Here is an 18,620-nt window from a genome sequence, read left to right on the forward strand (position 1 = left end):
GCCCGGGGCTGCGGGGTGAGGAAAACCCCACCTCCGGTCACCGACCTTCCCCATGGTCGCCACGCGTGGTGACCGGCAAGCTAGGGCGTATGACCGCACCTTCCGCTCACGACCGACGCCACGATCCCCTCCCCGGAGGGACCGCACCGGCGCCGGGCGCCATCGGTCACGGCCACCGTCACGACGGCGGCGATCCCCTGCCGCCGCCCCGGGCCGCGCTCGCCTCCGCGACCTGGCGGGAGGTCGCCCACCTCCTGACCGACCTCCCGCTGGGCGTCCTGGCCTTCGCCGTACTGACCGTCTGGCTGGTGGCGGGCATCGGGCTGGCCGTCACCGTCGTGGGGCTGCCGCTGCTCGCGGTGGGCCTTCTGGTGTGCCGTCAGTACGGGAAGCTGGAGCGCGCCCGCGCGCGGTGCCTGCTGGGCGTGCGGGTGGACGAGCCCAGCCCGCTGCACACGGCGGGGAACGGTTTCTTCACCTGGCTGTGGCTGCGCCTGAAGGACCCGGTCGGGTGGCGGCACGCGCTGTACGCGTTCATCCGGCTGCCGTGGTCGATCCTGACCTTCCCGCTGACGGTCGTCTCGTTCTTCCTGCTCTGGCCCGCGCTGCCCTGGATCGCGCGCGGACTGGCCAACGTGGACCGGATGATGGTGCGTGGCCTGCTGTCGCCCTCCGACGAACTGGAGCGGCGGATCGCCGAGCTGAAGTCGGACCGCGCGACGGTCTCCGACACCGCCGCCGCCGACCTGCGCCGGATCGAACGTGACCTGCACGACGGGGCGCAGGCCCGGCTCGTGGCCCTGGCCATGGGCCTCGGCCTGGCCAAGGAGAAGCTGCTGGAGGACCCGGACGCGGCGGCCCAGATGGTCGACGAGGCGCACGGCGAGGTGAAACTCGCCCTCCAGGAGCTGCGCGACCTCGCGCGCGGCATCCATCCGGCGATCCTCACGGACCGCGGGCTGGGCCCGGCCCTCACCTCGCTGGCGGGTCGCTGCACGGTCCCGGTCACGGTGGAGGTGGACGTGGCGCAGCGGCCCGCGCCGGCGATCGAGGGCATCGCCTACTTCACCGTCTCGGAGCTGCTGCAGAACGTCTCCAAGCACAGTGGCGCGCGGGCGGCGCGGGTGGAGCTCTGGCGCGCCCAGGACCGGCTGCTGATCCAGGTCCAGGACGACGGACGGGGCGGTGCGCGGTTGGACGGCGGCAGCGGTATGGCCGGGCTCGCGGAACGGCTGGGTTCGGTGGACGGGGTGTTCGTCCTCGATTCGCCGCCCGGCGGGCCGACGCGGGTGACGGCCGAGCTGCCGTGGCGGGGCCGGGCGGGGGAAGAGGACGGGCGTCAGGCCGCGGGCAGGGGCGCGGGGGCCGCAGCGGGAGCGGCGCCGCGCGGCGGCTGGAAGGCACGCGGGCGGAGCAAGGGGCAGCGGGGCGTGCGGGAACGGGGCAATGGTGAGCAGGGCGTGGGGGAACGGGCAGCTCGGCGGAGAGGCGTGGGCGCCGGCAGTTGATGCGCGGCGATCACGGGGCGCGTACGGAGTCCGTACGGGGCACGTGCGCGTGACGCGCTCAGGATGCGCGCAGGACGCGCTCGGAGCACGCACGGGCTGTGTACGGGGCGTGTACGGGCTGCGGGGACGGGACGCGTACGGGCTGCGAGGGCGGGAGTCCCGCCGCCTGTGAGGTCGTCGGAGGGGCCACCCCTTCGCCGGGCGGGGGGGGCGGGGGTGGGGAAAACCCCAGGGTGAAGACTGCGCTTTCCCTCATGGTGCGGAAGGCGGCGAGCGCGGAGTCTTGAGGTAGTCGGAAGAGCCGGATGCAGCGGGTCTGACGGCGCGGCAGCGGTTGGACGCTGCCGGAGGTGTACAACGGCGCCGGCAGCAGGCCGACCCGGACCTGGCAGAACGGACGACGAGACCATGGACACCGCCTACGGCCCCCCTTCCCCCTCACCAGCAGCCTCGCGCGTGCCCATCGCCCTGCGCGCCCCGTTCGCGGGCCGTACCTGGCGGGAGTTCCTCTACCTCCTGCTGAGCCTCCCGGTCGCCTGCGTGATGTTCTGCTACGCCGTCGCCATGGTCTCGGTCGGTGCGGGCCTGCTGGTCACGTTCCTGGGCATACCGGTGCTCGCGGGCGCGCTGCTCGGCTGCCGGGGGTTCGGCAATCTGGAGCGGGTCCGGGCGCGCGCGCTGCTGGATCTGGACGTGGAGCATCCGGAGCCGGTGCGTGCCGCCAAGCCGGGGATGATGAGCTGGGTCTTCGCGGTGCTCAAGAGCGGTGTCTCCTGGCGCCATCTCCTGTACTCGATACTCCACTTCCCCTGGGCGGTCTTCGCCTTCGTCTTCGCGGTGACGTTCTGGACGGCGGCCTGGTCCCTGTTCCTCTACCCGCTGTGGCAGTGGACGTTCCCCGCCTACCTCGACCAGCCGGGCATCCAGCTGTGGGGCAACGGCCGGGGAGACGGCCTGTACCTGGACTCCCCGCCCGGCATGGCGATGACCAGCGGGCTCGGCCTGCTGCTGGTCCTGGCCGGACCGTGGTTGATACGCGGTCTGACGCACGTGGACCGCGTCCTGGTGCACGGGCTGCTCGGCCCCTCCCTGCTCGCCACGCGCGTCTCGGAGCTGGAGACGGACCGCGGGGTGGTCGTGGACACCGCCGCCGCCGACCTGCGGCGCATCGAGCGGGATCTGCACGACGGCGCGCAGGCCCGGCTGGTGTCGCTGGCGATGGACCTGGGCCTGGCGAAGGAGAAGCTGGCGCAGGACCCGGAGGCCGCCGCGAAGATGGTGGACGAGGCACACGGCGAGGTGAAGATCGCCCTGCAGGAGCTGCGGGACCTCGCGCGCGGCATCCACCCGGCGATCCTCACGGACCGCGGACTGGGCCCGGCGCTGTCGGCCCTCTCCGCCCGCTGCACGGTGCCGGTCAAGGTCTCCGTCGACCTGGACCTCCGTCCCGCCGCGGCCATCGAGGGCATCGCCTACTTCACCGTCTCCGAACTGCTCCAGAACGTCTCCAAGCACGCCCGGGCGAGCAGCGCCTCCGTGGACGTGTGGCAGGTGGCGGACCGGCTCATGGTGCTCGTCGCGGATGACGGGCAGGGGGGTGCGAGCACGGAAACCGGCAGCGGGCTGGCGGGCCTGGCCGAGCGGCTCAGCGCGGTCGACGGCCTCCTGGTCGTCGACTCCCCGCCGGGCGGCCCGACCACCGTCACGGCAGACCTCCCCTGGCGCGCCTGACTTCCCCGGCGTGACCCGGCCGGACCGAGCCGGGCCACGCCGTAACCCGGCCGGGACCACCCGGCCTGCCCGGCCACCTGCCCGGATCGCCGGGATCGCCGGGATCACATGGGCCACCTGGGCGATCCGGGGGCCGGGGCGTTGGGGGAGCCGGAGGGGACGTGGGGGCCCGGAGGGGGGACGTGGGGGCCCGGAGGGGGGACGTGGGGGCCCGGGGGCCGGGAGAAGTCCGGGCGGTCCGGGCGGTCCGGCAACCCGACAGCCCAGCGCCCCGGCAGCCCAGCGCCCCGACAGGCCCGGCAGACCCGGCAGTCCGACAGCGCGGCGCCCCGAGAGACCCGACAGCCCGGCACTCCCGACCGCCCGCCCCTGGCCATCCCGCCACCCGCCCGCCCGGCAATCCACCGCCCCGGCGACCCGGCTATCCGCCGCCCCGGCCAGCCGGCCCCCGACCACCCAGCGGCCCGGCACCCCGGCCCCCCGACCACCCAGCGACCCGGCGCCCCGGCGCCCCGGCCACCGGCCACCCAGCCACCCAGCCACCCAGCCACCCAGCCACCCAGCCAGCAACTCGTACCCGGCCCCGCACCGCTCCCCCGCCCGCCCTCCGCCCCCATCCGCCCTGTCCGGAATGGCGCCCGTCACCACCCCGCCTGCCCGGAGCACCACCCGAGTCCGATCCCGAACGACACCCCCGCCCCATCCCGGCTGACACCCCCGCCCACCCCGGGGCACCCCCGCCCCGACCCGAATGACACCCCGCCCCGTCCCGGGCGGCGCCCCCGCCCCGTCCGCAGTCGTGTCCGTCGATTCAGGGCGGGTGGGGGCGGTCGGGATCGGATGCTGGGATGCTGGGGGCGCAGGGTGGGGAAATATCAAGACGTGGGGGCAGGAAGAGCCGTGGAGGACAGGGTGCGGGTGGTCATCGCCGAGGACTCGGTGCTGCTTCGGGAGGGGCTGACCCGGTTGCTCACCGACCGAGGGCACGACGTCGTGGCGGGGGTGGGTGACGCCGAGGCGTTGATCAAGGTCATCGGGGAGCTGGCGGCCGAGGGTGAGCTGCCGGACGTGGTGGTGGCGGACGTACGGATGCCGCCGACGCACACGGACGAGGGGGTGCGGGCCGCGATCCGGCTGCGGCGTGATCACCCGGGTCTGGGGGTGCTGGTGCTGTCGCAGTACGTGGAGGAGCAGTACGCGACGGAATTGCTCGCGGGATCCAGTCACGGCGTCGGCTATCTCCTCAAGGACCGGGTAGCCGAAGTGCGGGAGTTCGTCGACGCGGTGGTCCGGGTCGCCGAGGGGGGCACCGCGCTGGACCCCGAAGTGGTCGCGCAGCTGCTCGGCCGCAGCCGTAAGCAGGACGTACTGGCGCACCTCACGCCGCGGGAGCGGGAGGTCCTGGGGCTGATGGCCGAGGGACGGACGAACTCCGCGATCGCGCGGCAGCTGGTGGTGAGCGACGGTGCGGTGGAGAAGCACGTCAGCAACATCTTCCTCAAGCTGGGCCTGTCGCCGAGTGACGGGGATCACCGCCGGGTGCTGGCCGTCCTCACCTATCTCGACTCCTGAGAAACCGACACGCTGTCAGTCACGCAGGTTGCGGGCGGCTCCGTGGGCCGCCCGGGACCTGAGGAGTAGAACCAAAGGCCGAGACGCGAGCGTCTTGGAGAAGGGGGCCGGGGGGCGGTTCTTTCATGACAATTCCTGACAGAGTGCTGTCTCATGTCCACGTCCATCATGTGATCGGCCCAGGGAAGGCGACCCTTACCCACGTACGATGTTCGTGGGACGACCGGTCGGCACGACGAGTCCCGAGCCACCGCCCCGAGGGAGGTCCGAAGCAGTGACCAGCCAGGTCAGCAGCCAAGCCGAGCAGGCCGACGGAGCGCTCACCCGGGAGCCGCAGGCTCCCGGGACCGGCGCCGACGGCGGGAAGAACGGCGGTACAGACGGCGGTAAAAACGGCGGTAAAGAGGTACGTCGCCTGGACCGGGTGATCATCCGGTTCGCGGGCGACTCCGGTGACGGTATGCAGCTCACGGGCGACCGGTTCACCTCCGAGACGGCGACCTTCGGCAACGACCTGTCGACGCTGCCGAACTTCCCCGCCGAGATCCGGGCCCCCGCCGGTACCCTGCCGGGCGTCTCCAGCTTCCAGCTGCACTTCGCGGACCACGACATCCTCACCCCCGGCGACGCGCCCAACGTCCTGGTGGCGATGAACCCGGCCGCGCTGAAGGCGAACCTGGCGGACCTGCCGCGCGGCGCGGAGATCATCGTCAACACGGACGAGTTCACCAAGCGGCCGATGGCGAAGGTGGGCTACGACGTCAGCCCGCTGGAGGACGGGTCGCTGCAGGCGTACAACGTCCACCCGGTACCGCTGACGACGCTGACGATCGAGGCGCTCAAGGAGTTCGGGCTCTCCCGCAAGGAGGCCGAGCGCTCCAAGAACATGTTCGCGCTGGGCCTGCTGTCGTGGATGTACCACCGGCCGACCGAGGGCACCGAAGCGTTCCTGCGGCAGAAGTTCGCCAAGAAGCCGGACATCGCCGAGGCGAACGTCGCCGCGTTCCGCGCGGGCTGGAACTTCGGTGAGACCACCGAGGACTTCGCGGTCTCCTACGAGGTCGCGCCGGCCACCCAGGCGTTCCCGACGGGGACGTACCGCAACATCTCCGGCAACCTGGCACTGTCGTACGGCCTGATCGCCGCCGGGCAGCAAGCCGATCTGCCGCTCTACCTCGGCTCGTACCCGATCACGCCGGCCTCGGACATCCTGCACGAGCTGAGCAAGCACAAGAACTTCGGCGTGCGGACCTTCCAGGCCGAGGACGAGATCGCCGGCATCGGCGCGGCACTGGGCGCCGCCTTCGGCGGCGCCCTCGCGGTGACCACCACCTCGGGCCCCGGTGTGGCGCTGAAGTCGGAGACCATCGGGCTCGCGGTCTCCCTCGAACTCCCGCTGGTCATCGTGGACATCCAGCGCGGCGGCCCGTCCACCGGCCTGCCCACCAAGACCGAGCAGGCCGACCTGCTCCAGGCGATGTACGGGCGCAACGGCGAGGCGCCGGTACCGATCGTGGCGCCGAGGACACCGGCCGACTGCTTCGACGCGGCGCTGGACGCGGCGCGCATCGCGCTGACGTACCGTACGCCGGTCTTCCTGCTGTCCGACGGCTACCTGGCCAACGGCTCCGAGCCGTGGCGCATCCCGGAGGTCGACGAACTGCCCGACCTGCGGGTGCAGTTCGCGTCCGGCGCGAACCACACGCTGGCCGACGGCACCGAGGTGTTCTGGCCGTACAAGCGCGACGAGCAGACCCTCGCCCGGCCGTGGGCGGTGCCCGGCACGCCCGGTCTGGAGCACCGGATCGGCGGCATCGAGAAGCAGGACGGCACGGGCAACATCTCCTACGACCCGGCCAACCACGACTTCATGGTGCGCACCCGCCAGGCGAAGATCGACGGCATCGAGGTGCCGGACCTGGAGGTCGACGACCCGACGGTGGAGGCGGCCGTCCACGACGGCCAGGGTGCCGCCGCCGCGCGGGGCGCCGACACCCTCGTGCTGGGCTGGGGCTCGACGTACGGGCCGATCACCGCGGCCGTCCGGCGCGTACGGCGCGACGGGGAGCGGGTCGCACAGGCCCATCTGCGCCATCTCAACCCCTTCCCGCGGAATCTCGGCGCGGTGCTGGCGCGTTACGACAAGGTGGTCGTACCGGAGATGAACCTCGGCCAGCTCGCGACACTGCTGCGGGCGAAGTACCTCGTCGACGCCCGCTCGTACACCCAGGTCAGCGGAATGCCGTTCAAGGCCGAGCAGCTTGCGGAGGTCTTTAAGGAGGCCATCAATGACTGAGACGATCGCGGAGGGGACCTCGACGATCGAGGCGCTCTCCCTGGTGCCCAAGGCCGAGGCCAAGCAGTCCATGAAGGACTTCAAGTCCGACCAGGAAGTGCGCTGGTGCCCCGGCTGCGGTGATTACGCGGTTCTCGCCGCCGTGCAGGGCTTCATGCCCGAACTCGGTCTGGCGAAGGAGAACATCGTCTTCGTCTCGGGCATCGGCTGCTCGTCCCGGTTCCCGTACTACATGAACACGTACGGGATGCACTCCATCCACGGCCGTGCCCCGGCCATCGCCTCCGGTCTGGCCTCCTCGCGCCGCGACCTGTCGGTGTGGGTCGTCACCGGTGACGGCGACGCGCTGTCCATCGGCGGCAACCACCTCATCCACGCGCTGCGCCGCAACGTCAACCTCAAGATCCTGCTGTTCAACAACCGGATCTACGGCCTGACCAAGGGCCAGTACAGCCCCACCTCCGAGGTCGGCAAGATCACGAAGTCGACGCCGATGGGCTCGCTGGACGCGCCCTTCAACCCGGTGTCGCTGGCCATCGGCGCGGAGGCGTCCTTCGTGGCCCGTACGGTCGACTCCGACCGCAAGCACCTGACCGGTGTGCTGCGCGCGGCCGCCGCCCACCCGGGCACCGCGCTGGTGGAGATCTACCAGAACTGCAACATCTTCAACGACGGCGCCTTCGAGGTCCTCAAGGACAAGCAGCAGGCCGAGGAGGCCGTGATCCGGCTGGAGCACGGGCAGCCGATCCGCTTCGGAGCGCTCGCCGAGGACGGCCTCGGCTCCAAGGGCGTGGTGCGCGATCCGGCCACCGGCGACCTGAAGGTCGTGGACGTGGCGGCGGTGGGCGCGGACGCGGTGCTCGTCCACGACGCGCACAACGCCTCGCCGACCACCGCGTTCGCCCTGTCCCGCCTCGCCGACCCGGACACGCTGCACCACACCCCCATCGGCGTGCTGCGCAACGTGGACCGCCCGGTGTACGACACGCTCATGGGTGAGCAGTTGGACACCGCCATCGAGCAGAAGGGCAAGGGCGACCTGGCCTCCCTGCTGGCCGGCCACGACACCTGGACGGTGGTCGGCTGAGCAGCCGGTCACGGGCCTTCCGGTGCCCGTACGGAGCGTCTTCGGACGTCCCGTACGGGCACCGTCGTTTTCGGCCACGAGGTGGCCGGCCCGCACCGCCGCCGCGCCCCTGTCATGACCGTCTACCGGAACGGACATGACAGTTGGGCCGTCCGGCGTTACCTTCGGAGCGCGACCCGCACCACCGCCGGCGCAGATGGAGCAGCATTCCTCCGGAGGGCCCCTTGCAACCCCAGAACGAACAGCGCACAGGACTCGTCTACGGCACCGCCGCGTACGTGGTGTGGGGTCTTCTCCCGCTGTACTGGCACCTGCTGGGCGACCTGGCCCCCACCGAGATCCTGGCCCACCGGATGGTGTGGTCGCTGCCGGTCGCCGTCCTCATCCTGGCCGCGATACGCCGCTGGTCCTGGGTACGGGAGCTGGTGCGGCAGCCCAAGCGGCTCGGCATGGTGCTGGTCTGCGCCGCGGTCATCTCCGTCAACTGGTTCCTGTACATCTGGGCGGTCAACGCCGGGCACGTACTCGAAGCCAGCCTCGGCTACTTCATCAACCCGCTGGTCAGCATCGCCTTCGGCGTGCTGGTGCTGCGCGAACGGCTGCGGCCGCTGCAGTGGACCGCCGTGGGCGTCGGCACCGCGGCGGTGGTCGTGATGGCCGTGGCGTACGGCCAGGTGCCCTGGATCTCCCTCGCGCTGGCGTTCACGTTCGCCACGTACGGCCTGGTCAAGAAGGGCGTGAAGCTGGGCGGCATCGAGGGCTTCAGCGCCGAGACGGCGATGCAGTTCCTGCCCGCGCTCGGCATCCTGATCTTCCTCGGCGCGCGCGGCGAGGCCGGGTTCCTGACCGGCGGGGTGGGCCAGATGCTGCTGCTCATGGGCTGCGGCGTGGCCACCGCGCTGCCGCTGATCGCCTTCGGGGCGGCGGCGGTACGGCTGCCGCTGACCGTGCTCGGGATGCTCCAGTACCTCGCGCCGACCTTCCAGTTCGCGCTCGGTCTGCTGGTCTTCCACGAGGAGATGCCGGTGGAGCGCTGGGCGGGCTTCGGTCTCGTCTGGCTGGCGCTGGTGGTGCTGACCTACGACGCGGTGCGCACCGCCCGGTCCGCGCGTACGGCGCTGGCCACGGCCCGCAAGACGGCCCAGGAAGTGGTCGGCGAGACGGCCGCGGCCCTGACCCCGGCCACCGCGGAGCAGGCCACCCGGGACACCGCCCCGGCAGCCGGGCAGTCCGTCCCGGCGGCCACGTCCGCCTCCGCACCGTCCGTTCCGGCAGCCGCCCCGGAATCCGCCCCGGAGCTGGGTGCGTCCAAGCACTGATCCGCCGCGGAACGATATGCGGGTCGGGGTGTCCGGATTCCGCCTTGCCAGCGGGGCGCGGCGCGCCCAGCATCAGCTTCGCGCCATGCACGGTCCGTTCATGTCACGTTCGGAATCCGGAGACCCCTCATGTCATGGAATGCCGCAAGACCCTGCACGACCAGGCGTTTTCGAAGATCTGGCAGCAGCGGCGGCAACGGTCCCGGCGGCCTCGGGCTGACCGCCGCCGGTGCCGTACTCGGCCTGATCGTTGCGATACCCGGGGCGGCCGGTGCGGCCACCGCCGCGCCTGCCGCCGCCCGCTCCACCGCCCCCGCCGTCAGCACCGCCGCCGCCCCCGACCTGCCGGTGGTCAACGTCAAGGCGCACCTGAGCCAGCTCCAGTCGATCGCCACCGCCAACGGCGGCAACCGGGCCCACGGCCGGCCCGGCTACCGGGCCTCGATCGACTACATCAAGGGCAAGCTGGACGCCGCGGGCTTCACCACCAGCGTGCAGCAGTTCACCACCGGCGGCACCACCGGCTACAACCTGATCGCCGACTGGCCCGGCGGCGACCCGAACCAGATCCTGATGGCCGGCGCGCACCTGGACTCCGTCAGCGCGGGCCCCGGCATCAACGACAACGGCTCCGGCTCGGCCGCGGTCCTCGAAACCGCGCTGGCCGTCGCCCGCGCGGGCGCCAAGCCCGCCAAGCACCTGCGGTTCGGCTGGTGGGGCGCCGAAGAGCTGGGGATGCGCGGCTCGCAGTACTACGTGAGCCGGCTGGCCGCGACGGAGCGGTCGAAGTTCAGCGGCTATCTGAACTTCGACATGGTGGGCTCCCCGAACCCCGGCTATTTCGTCTACGACGACGACCGCGCCATCGAGGCCGTGTTCAAGGCGTACTACGCCTCGCTGAACGTCCCCACGGAGATCGAGACCGAGGGCGACGGCCGCAGCGACCACGCGCCGTTCAAGAACGTCGGCATCCCCGTGGGCGGCCTGTTCTCCGGCGCGGACTACACCAAGACGGCCGCGCAGGCGCAGAAGTGGGGCGGTACGGCGGGCCAGCCCTTCGACCGCTGCTACCACCGCTCCTGCGACACGTCGTCGAACATCGACGACACCGCCCTGGACCGCAACAGCGACGCCGTCGCCCACGCGGTGTGGACGCTGGGCGTCGGCACGACGACCCCGCCCGGCGGCACCGTCTTCGAGAACACCGACGACGTGCAGATCCCGGACGCGGGCGCCGCGGTGACCTCGTCGGTGACGGTCTCCGGCCGTACCGGCAACGCGCCGGCCACCCTCCAGGTCGGCGTGGACATCAAGCACAGCTACCGCGGTGACCTGGCCATCGACCTCGTGGGGCCGAGCGGGCAGGCGTACCGGCTGAAGAACTCCAGCGGCTCGGACTCGGCGCCGAACGTGCTCACCACGTACACCGTCGACGCGTCCGCCGAGACGGCCGACGGCACCTGGCGGCTGCGGGTGCAGGACCTCGGTCCGCAGGACACCGGCTACATCGACGGCTGGAAGCTCACCTTCTGACGGCCGGCCGCACCGGCGGACCGGGAGCGTACGGCGCGGGGCGCCGCGGCTCAGGCCGTGACGTCCCGCGCCGTGAAGCGCGCCCAGGCCGCGGAGCCGAAGACCGCCGCGTACACCGCCTGGAGCCCGAAGTTCTTCTGGAGCTGGTCCCAGTAGACGGGTTCGCGCAGCACGTCGGCGAAGGACAGCCAGTGGTGCGAGAAGAGGTACGGCTGGATCGCGTGCAGTTGCGGGATGGTGTCCAGGATCTGCACCACGATCAGCAGACCGACGGTGGTGGCCATCGCCGCGATGCCGCTGTTGGTGAGCGTCGAGACGAACAGGCCGATGGCCGCCACCCCCACCAGGGACAGCGCCACGACGACCGCGATCGCCAGCGCCCGCAGCAGCCCCTCGCCGAACGGCACGGTCGTCCCGGACAGCAGCGTCACCTCGCCGACCGGGAACAGCAGCGCGCCGGTCACCAGCGCCGACACCGCCACGACCAGCGTCGCCACCAGGCAGAACGTCAGCGTCGTCGCGTACTTGACCAGCAGCAGCCGGGTCCGCCCTGCCGGGGCGACGAGCAGGTAGCGCAGCGTCCCCGCGTGCGCCTCACCGGCGACGGCGTCCCCGGCGACCACCCCGACCGCCAGCGGCAGGAAGACCGGCAGGGTGACGGCGAGTGCGGTGAAGACCAGGAAGAGGCCGTTGTTGGTGATCTGGGAGACGAATGCCGCGCCGCCGGAGCCGCCCGGTCCGCCGCCCTCACCGCTCGTCTCGATCTTGACGGCGACACCGATCAGGACCGGTACGGCGGCGAGGACGGCGAGCAGCGCGAGGGTGCGCCAGCGCCGGAAGGTCATGCCGATCTCGTTGCGCAGCAGGCCGAGCGACCACAGCGGTCGCGGCGCACGGCGCACGGCCGCGCTGCCGGCCGGCGCCCTCCCGGCCCCCGCGCTCCCGGCCGTCTCAACCCGCGACATCGAAGCCCTCCCCGGTCAACTGCACGAAGACGTCCTCCAGGGACGCCCGTTCCACGCCGAAGGCCCGGACGCGCACCCCGGCCCGTACGAGAGCGGCGTTCACCTCCGCCAGGTCGGGCGGCCCGCCGGCCGGCGTCGGCAGGTCACCGGACACCCGCTCCTCCGCCACCACGAGGTCGGTCACCCCGCACTCCTTGAGCACCCGCGCCGCGTCGGCGGTGTCGGGGGTGCCGACCGCCAGCCGCCCGCGCGTGCCCGCGGACAGCGCGGCGACCGTGCCCTGGGTGACGAGCCGGCCGCGGGCCATCACGGCGGCGTGCGTACAGACCTGCTCTATCTCGTCGAGGAGGTGGGAGGAGAGGAAGACGGTGGTGCCGTCGCCCGCCAGCTCTCTGACGAGCGTACGGATCTCGCGCATGCCCTGCGGGTCCAGGCCGTTGGTCGGCTCGTCCAGCACGAGGAGTTCGCGGGGCTGGAGGAGCGCCGCGGCCAGCCCCAGCCGCTGCTTCATGCCCAGCGAGTAGGCGCGCGCCTTCTTGCGGGCGGCGGCGGCCAGCCCGACCCGTTCCAGCGCGTGGCCCACGCGGTGGCCGCGGGTGCGGGGGTCCGTGGCCGGATCGGCCGCGTCGTACCGGACGAGGTTGTCCCGCCCGCTGAGGAAGCCGTACAGCGCCGGTCCCTCGATGAGGGCGCCGACCCTGGGGAGCACCCGGCGGGCGGCCCGCGGCATCGGTTCGCCGAGCAGCCGGACGCCGCCCGCCGACGGCTCGATCAGGCCGAGCAGCATTCTGATGGTGGTGGTCTTGCCCGAGCCGTTGGGTCCGAGGAAGCCGAAGACGGTGCCGCGCGGTACGGCGAGGTCGAGACGGTCGACGGCCGGTGGCCCGCCGCGGTAGGTCTTCGTCAGCCCCCGGGTTTCGATCACCCGGTCCCCGGCGGACGGCTGCGTCATCGGCTCCCCCATGTGGTCACGCCTGTGGTCGCACCGGTGACCGCGGCCGGTCGCGCCGGCGGTCCCGTCCCGGACGCGGGGCGGGGCCGGCCGGCCCCGCCCCGCGCCGGTCCCGTCACCTGGCGGACTCGGCCGCCTTGATCAGGGACTCCTTGTCCACGGCACCGGCGTAGACCGAGCCGTCGTCCGTCACCAGGGCGTTGACCAGGCGGGTGCTGAAGAGCCGGCCGGAGCCGAACTTCCCGTTCACCTTCTCGCCCAGGCTGTCCAGCAGCTTGGCCGCGTCACCGGACGCGCCCTTGCCGTCGGCCGAGGAGAGACCGGAGCCGACGCCCTTGACGTGGGCGATCGAGGTCCAGCCGGAGCCGATGACGTCGACGCCGCCCTTGCCCTTCGCGGCGTTCTTGCCGCCCAGGCCGTACTGCCCCAGGATGCCCTGGAGGTCCTCGGCCGTCCGCTCCCCCTTGGCGCGCTGCTGCGCGCGGGCCTTGTCGCCGTCCACGACCTCGGCGCCCTTCGGCGGCTTGAAGTCGAAGGTGCCGGCCGCGGGCTTGGCGAAGTCGACGGAGGTGAAGCCGACGTCGATCGCGGCGGCGCCGCCGCCCTTGGGCGTGAGCGTGAACTTCAGCGGTACGCCGGTCTCGGCGTCCACCGAGATCCGGATCGAGTCGACCGTGGAACCGGCCTGCTTCGGCTTGATCGAGAGCTGGTACGCGTCCCGCCCGGCCACCTTGGCGGTGCCGTCGACGGTCACCGAGGTGGTGTCGCCGACCGCGTCGAGCGCCTTCTTGGCCAGTTCCTGCGGGGTGGCGTTCTTCAGGTCGCCGGACGTGCCGGACCCGTCCGTACCGTGCTTCCCACCCTTGTCCGCTTTGGCCGGGATCGTGCTGTGGTACGCGGTGTTGCTCTTGCTGTCGTAACCCCAGAGGTCACGGCCGTTGTGCACGAGGTTGTACTCGGCGGCCTTGCCGACGACCGAGACCCGCTGCTTGTCCGGCCCGTCGGCGGCGACGCGCAGCGTGTGCGAGCCGGACGCCAGGTCCATGAGCTGGTTCTGCGGGCTCGCGGAGGCTCCCGTACGGTCCTTGTCGCCCGAGCCGCTGCCGCCCTGGCCCGCGGAGCCGCCGAAGGCACCGGCGCCGGCACCCGACAGGGACGGCAGTCCCAGGTCGGTGTTCGTGCGGACCGTGCCGGACAACTGCTGCACGTCCGACGCGGCGACCTTGGCTATCAGGTCCTGCGCGGAGATCTTCGGCAGGTCCGGGGAGCCGGAACCGGCGAACGCCGGGACCAGCCCGATCGTGGCCGCGGTGATACCCACGACGGCGGCCGGAACGGCGTACCGCATCGTTCTGCGGCGCTTCGCGGAGCGCCCCCCGTCCCACTCGTCGGTGACCTGTGCCGGTTGGTTCCGTGGCATGTGCCTTACCTCCGTCGTAAGCGGCGGCCTGCTGCGCGACGCACTCGTCCCACTCCCGGGCTCATTGTGACCCGTTCCGCCGCGGCGTGGTGCTCTCCATCCCACCAAACCGGCCAGCCGGACGCGTCAGCCCCGGGGGTCAACTCCCGTACTCCGGTGGGATGAGCCCCACACCACCGCAGGGTGGAACCGGTATGACCAAAGACAGAGACGGACCCTAAGGGTTACCGGAGGTCACCCCGCCCGGTGCACCACCGAGTCGCACAGCCCTTCCAGCGCGGCCTTCGCCATGCACTCCGGCAGCGGCGCCAGGGTGGCCCGTGCCTCCTCCGCGTAGCGCACCGTGTCGCGGCGGGCCTGCTCCAGCGCCGGGTGGGCACGCAGTCCGGCCAGCGCCTCGGCATGCCGGGCGTCGTCGGTCAGGTCGCCGGCCAGCAGGTCGCGCAGCTCGCGGTCCTTGTCGGTGCCGTGTGCGCCGTCGGCCAGCGCGCGCAGGTGCAGGACCGGCAGGGTCGGGATGCCCTCGCGCAGGTCCGTGCCGGGCGTCTTGCCGGACTCGTGGGAGTCGCTGGCGATGTCCAGGACGTCGTCGGCGAGCTGGAAGGCGGTGCCGAGGCGTTCGCCGTACTGGGTCAGGATGTTGACGGTCGTCTCGTCGGCGCCGGACATCATCGCGCCGAAGCGGCCCGCGACGGCGATCAGCGAGCCGGTCTTGCCCGCGATGACGTCCAGGTAGTGGTCGATCGGGTCACGGCCGTCCCGCGGGCCCGCCGTCTCCAGGATCTGACCGGTCACGAGGCGTTCGAATGCCTCGGCCTGGATGCGGACGGCCTCCGGCCCGAGGTCGGCCAGTATGTGCGAGGCGCGCGCGAAGAGGAAGTCGCCGGTCAGTACGGCGACGGAGTTGCCCCAGCGGGCGTTGGCGCTGGCCACCCCGCGGCGCACGTCCGCCTCGTCCATGACGTCGTCGTGGTACAGCGTCGCCAGGTGCGTCAGCTCCACGACGACGGCCGAGGGGACGACGCCCGGCGTGTGCGGGTCGCCGAACTGCGCGGCCAGCATCACCAGCAGCGGCCGGAACCGCTTGCCACCTGCGCGGACGAGATGCTGCGCGGCCTCGGTGATGAACGGCACGTCGCTCTTGGTGGCCTCCAGCAGGCCCTCCTCGACAGCCGCCAACCCGGCCTGGACATCGGCCTCGAGAGCCTGGTCCCGCACGCTCAGCCCGAAGGGCCCGACGACGGTCACGAGGGGTACTCCTGTCTGCTGACGATCAAACGGAATGTCGATCTGTCGCTGTCTCCACCATTGGCCAGCGTATCCGGTCGCTGTTGGATCACCGTGAGCGCCCGCCCCTCCGAGACACTCGAACGGTGTGCGAGCCGTTCGACACCCGCCCGCGTCCGCATGGCGAACACGCTTCTCGCACCTCGGACACCAGCGGATTCCGGACAGAACGGAGCGCCCCGGCCGCGGTGCGACGGGGTGCTCGTCCGACCTCCCGGTCAGGCATCCGCCCGGAGGCGGGCCCCGGAGTCCCGCCCGGGCCCGCGCCCACGCCCCCGCTCGGACGCCGGCGCTCTCCCCCGTACCGTCCTCCCCTACCGCGCCACCGCCTCCGCCACCCGCCGGGACGCGAACTCCGTACCGCAGACGAAACGCATCACGGGCCCGAAGGACGCCGCCGCCGGGAGGCCCGTGAAGTGCAGGCCCGGGACGGACGAGCCGAAGCCCGCGTCCAGGCGGGGACCTCCGCCGCTGACCGTGACGCCGGTGCGCAGGCCCTGGCCGAGGAAGTCCATCGCCGCCAGGTCGACCTGGTAGCCGGTGGCGGCCAGGACGTGGTCGGCGGCCAGTTCGCCGGTGCGGCCGTCGGGCGCGCGCAGCGTCAGGACCGGGCGGCCGTCCTCGACGCGGGCCCGGACGATCCGCTGCCCGGCCGTGACCTGGACGCGCCCCACGAAGCGGTCGCGCAGCCACCAGGCGCCCAGCGGCCCCAGCACCCGGCGGACCAGGTAGCGCCGGGCCGGTGCGGGCAGGTGGCGGAAACCGCCCGCGTAGTACGTGAACGCGTACAGCGACCACGCGTTGCCGAACGGTGTCTCCGGCCGCAGCCTGGGCTGATGGTCCGGCGGCGCGCCGAAGCCCACCGCCGTACGCCCGCGCGCGACGACCCGTACGGACCGGGCGCCGGACTCGGCGAGCAGCACCGCGCTCTCCAGCGCCGACTGTCCGGCGCCGACCACCACCACGTCCCGGCCCGCGAAGGCCGACAGGTCGCGGTGCTGGGAGCTGTGCGAGACCGGGCCGGTGGGGGACGGCCCGTCCGGCACCGCCGCGGCCAGCTCACGCGGCAGCCGGGCGAGGCCGGTCAGTCCGGTGGCCACGACGACCGCGCGGGCCCGGAACTGTTCGCCGCTGTCCAGTTTCAGCTCGAATCCGTCGGAGTGCCGGTCGTAGCCGCCGGACCGCCGGTCGACCGAGACGACCCGTACCTGTTCCAGGTCGGGAACCAGCCGTTCCTGGAACCATTCGCCGTACCGCACGAAGGTCTCGACGGGGAGGATGTCCCAGTCGGACTCGTAGCGCCGCCCGCCCGTCGCGTCGCAGAAGTCCTGGAGCGTGTGCCCGGTCTGCGGGGCGTCGATGGTGGACGCCGCCGGTGTCGATTTGAGCAGCATGCCCGCGGGCATGTTCTCGCGCCAGCTCACCATCGGCCGGCCGAAGACGCGTACGGGCACGCCCAGCGCGCGCAGGTGCGCCGCCGTCGACAGGCCGTACGGACCGGCTCCGAGGACTGCTACCGGAGTGTTCACGTGCGTTCCCCTCCCCAGGGTGTTGCTGCTGGTCCGGCAGTGCCCCCCACTGCCCTGGCGGGGAACGGCCGCACTGATCCCCCGTTCATCGCCCGCGCGCGTCTGCTCGTCCGGCGCAGTTCGACCAGATGCCGGGCGCCCGGGCCGACGAACCGGGCCAGCATCGTGAAGAACGGCTTGAGGTCGTCGGCGGCCAGCCACGCCAGCTCGGTGCCGGTGGCGCGGCTCGGCGCGTGGGGCGTGGTGTAGCCGCTGCGGCGGTACGCGAGCAGCGCCGGCAGGTCGATGTTCTCCACGACGAACCGCTGTCCGGCCCGCTGTTCCGCCTCCGGGACCTTCCGGCCGGTCAGGTCCAGGTGCTGGGCCCGTACGACGTCGACGCCCGCCTCGTTCTCGAACAGCCGGAACTGGGCGCCCATCCGCGGGTTGAAGTCCAGCAGCTTGTACGCGCCGTCCCGGCGGTCGTAGCGCCAGTCCAGGTCCACGATGCCGCTGAAGCCGACGCGCTTGACGAACTGGGCGGTCAGCTCGGCCAGTTCGGGGTTGTCGACGACGTACGCGCAGGCCGTCATGCCCGCGTGCGGCGGCCAGGAGCGCACCTTGACCCCGGTGAACAGGCTCAGCGCGGTGCTGTCCGCGTCGAAGTACGCGTGCACGATCCAGTCCTCGGCCTCCTCCCGCGGCAGGTACTCCTGGAGGATCACGTCCGGCCGCGGGCCCCAGTCGCGGGCCAGGCCGAGGAGCTGGCCGGGGCCCGCGATCAGGGTGGTGCCGGCGACCGCGGGGTGCCGGCGCCGCTGGAACGCCTCGCGGTTCTTGGCCACGACCGGGAAGCGCGCCCGTGCGGCGAAGTGCTCGATGTCCGACAGCGACTCGGGGAAGGCGGACGCCGGTGACGGAATACCGTGCTCGACGCAGAGTTCGTACAGCCCCTGTTTGCTCGCCAGGCGGCGCGGCAGGCCGGCTCCGGTGCGGGGCAGGAGGAAGTGGCCGCCGAGGACGTCGGCGTACTCACCGGTCAGGACAGCGGCCTCTTCGTCGGTCGGAATCAGGACCGCGGGCCGGCCGATCCGCTTGCCGATGCGCAGCAGCACCTCGACGAGCCGCTGCGGGTCCTCGCGTCCGGTGGTGGGCCAGACGCAGCGTCCGTGCAGGTAGCGTGAGGTGGCGGCGGGGGTGAACCGGTCCTCGGTGATCGCGTACATGGGTACGCCGAGACGTCCCAGACTGCGGATCGCCCCCACTCCGCCGTGGTGCAGCGGATAGTCACCGATCTTCACGATGAGTCCCGGAACGGTCCGGTCCACCGCGAACGCCGTACTGCTCCGAGCCACCTGACCCCCCAACGGCGCGTCCCGCCCCGGCCACGCCCCGCAAGGAAGTTAGAACCGAACTGACCGTTCGGGTACCGTCTTTCCAGA

Annotated in this window: 13 protein-coding genes; 7 read left to right on the forward strand and 6 right to left on the reverse strand. The window is 72.3% G+C overall.

Annotation, left to right across the window (positions count from 1 at the left end; all coding sequences use genetic code 11):
* The first annotated feature begins 89 nt into the window (after positions 1-89).
* The 7 genes from ACZ4QV_RS10910 to ACZ4QV_RS10940 all read left to right on the forward strand — a co-directional run bounded on the left by ACZ4QV_RS10910 (position 90) and on the right by ACZ4QV_RS10940 (position 11,046).
* Entirely contained in the window at positions 90-1,508 is a 1,419-nt protein-coding gene (locus ACZ4QV_RS10910; RefSeq protein ID WP_361879288.1) for a sensor histidine kinase, read from the forward strand.
* 408 nt (positions 1,509-1,916) lie between these two features.
* Positions 1,917-3,239 carry a sensor histidine kinase gene (locus tag ACZ4QV_RS10915; RefSeq protein WP_361584259.1) on the forward strand — a complete coding sequence of 441 codons (1,323 nt, stop codon included), beginning with the start codon at positions 1,917-1,919 and terminating at the stop codon, positions 3,237-3,239.
* Between the two features lie 912 nt (positions 3,240-4,151).
* Positions 4,152-4,811, forward strand: a complete 660-nt coding sequence (locus ACZ4QV_RS10920) for a response regulator transcription factor (protein ID WP_361150145.1) — start codon at positions 4,152-4,154, stop codon at positions 4,809-4,811.
* Positions 4,812-5,085: 274 nt separating this feature from the next.
* The gene (locus tag ACZ4QV_RS10925; protein ID WP_361584256.1) at positions 5,086-7,107 is read left to right on the forward strand and encodes a 2-oxoacid:acceptor oxidoreductase subunit alpha; all 2,022 of its coding nucleotides are present in this window, start codon (positions 5,086-5,088) and stop codon (positions 7,105-7,107) included.
* Entirely contained in the window at positions 7,100-8,194 is a 1,095-nt protein-coding gene (locus tag ACZ4QV_RS10930) for a 2-oxoacid:ferredoxin oxidoreductase subunit beta (protein ID WP_361149090.1), read from the forward strand. The genes ACZ4QV_RS10925 and ACZ4QV_RS10930 overlap by 8 nt, the downstream gene beginning before the upstream one ends.
* 224 nt (positions 8,195-8,418) lie before the next feature.
* Positions 8,419-9,513, forward strand: coding sequence for an EamA family transporter RarD (rarD, locus tag ACZ4QV_RS10935; RefSeq protein WP_361584253.1), 1,095 nt, complete (start codon positions 8,419-8,421; stop codon positions 9,511-9,513).
* A 129-nt stretch (positions 9,514-9,642) separates the two neighbouring features.
* The gene (locus tag ACZ4QV_RS10940) at positions 9,643-11,046 is read left to right on the forward strand and encodes a M28 family metallopeptidase (protein ID WP_361584250.1); all 1,404 of its coding nucleotides are present in this window, start codon (positions 9,643-9,645) and stop codon (positions 11,044-11,046) included.
* 50 nt (positions 11,047-11,096) lie between these two features.
* On the opposite strand, the gene ACZ4QV_RS10945 is transcribed toward ACZ4QV_RS10940, so the two are convergent.
* The 6 genes from ACZ4QV_RS10945 to ACZ4QV_RS10970 form a co-directional block, all read right to left on the reverse strand.
* Positions 11,097-12,011 carry an ABC transporter permease gene (locus ACZ4QV_RS10945; protein ID WP_361615398.1) on the reverse strand — a complete coding sequence of 305 codons (915 nt, stop codon included), beginning with the start codon at positions 12,009-12,011 and terminating at the stop codon, positions 11,097-11,099.
* The gene (locus tag ACZ4QV_RS10950; RefSeq protein ID WP_361615396.1) at positions 11,998-12,963 is read right to left on the reverse strand and encodes an ABC transporter ATP-binding protein; all 966 of its coding nucleotides are present in this window, start codon (positions 12,961-12,963) and stop codon (positions 11,998-12,000) included. Before ACZ4QV_RS10950 ends, ACZ4QV_RS10945 begins: the two co-directional genes overlap by 14 nt.
* Positions 12,964-13,078: 115 nt before the next feature.
* Positions 13,079-14,383, reverse strand: coding sequence for a LolA family protein (locus ACZ4QV_RS10955; protein WP_467762785.1), 1,305 nt, complete (start codon positions 14,381-14,383; stop codon positions 13,079-13,081).
* Between the two features lie 234 nt (positions 14,384-14,617).
* Complete coding sequence (locus tag ACZ4QV_RS10960; RefSeq protein ID WP_361149075.1) at positions 14,618-15,631, reverse strand: polyprenyl synthetase family protein; 1,014 nt, start codon at positions 15,629-15,631, stop codon at positions 14,618-14,620.
* Between the two features lie 353 nt (positions 15,632-15,984).
* Positions 15,985-17,199: an FAD-dependent oxidoreductase gene (locus ACZ4QV_RS10965; protein WP_467762786.1), complete on the reverse strand. Its 1,215-nt coding sequence runs from the start codon at positions 17,197-17,199 to the stop codon at positions 15,985-15,987.
* Entirely contained in the window at positions 17,196-18,533 is a 1,338-nt protein-coding gene (locus ACZ4QV_RS10970) for a carboxylate--amine ligase (RefSeq protein ID WP_361149069.1), read from the reverse strand. Before ACZ4QV_RS10970 ends, ACZ4QV_RS10965 begins: the two co-directional genes overlap by 4 nt.
* Positions 18,534-18,620 lie beyond the last annotated feature (87 nt).

The organism is Streptomyces sp. NPDC026394 (assembly GCF_055567735.1).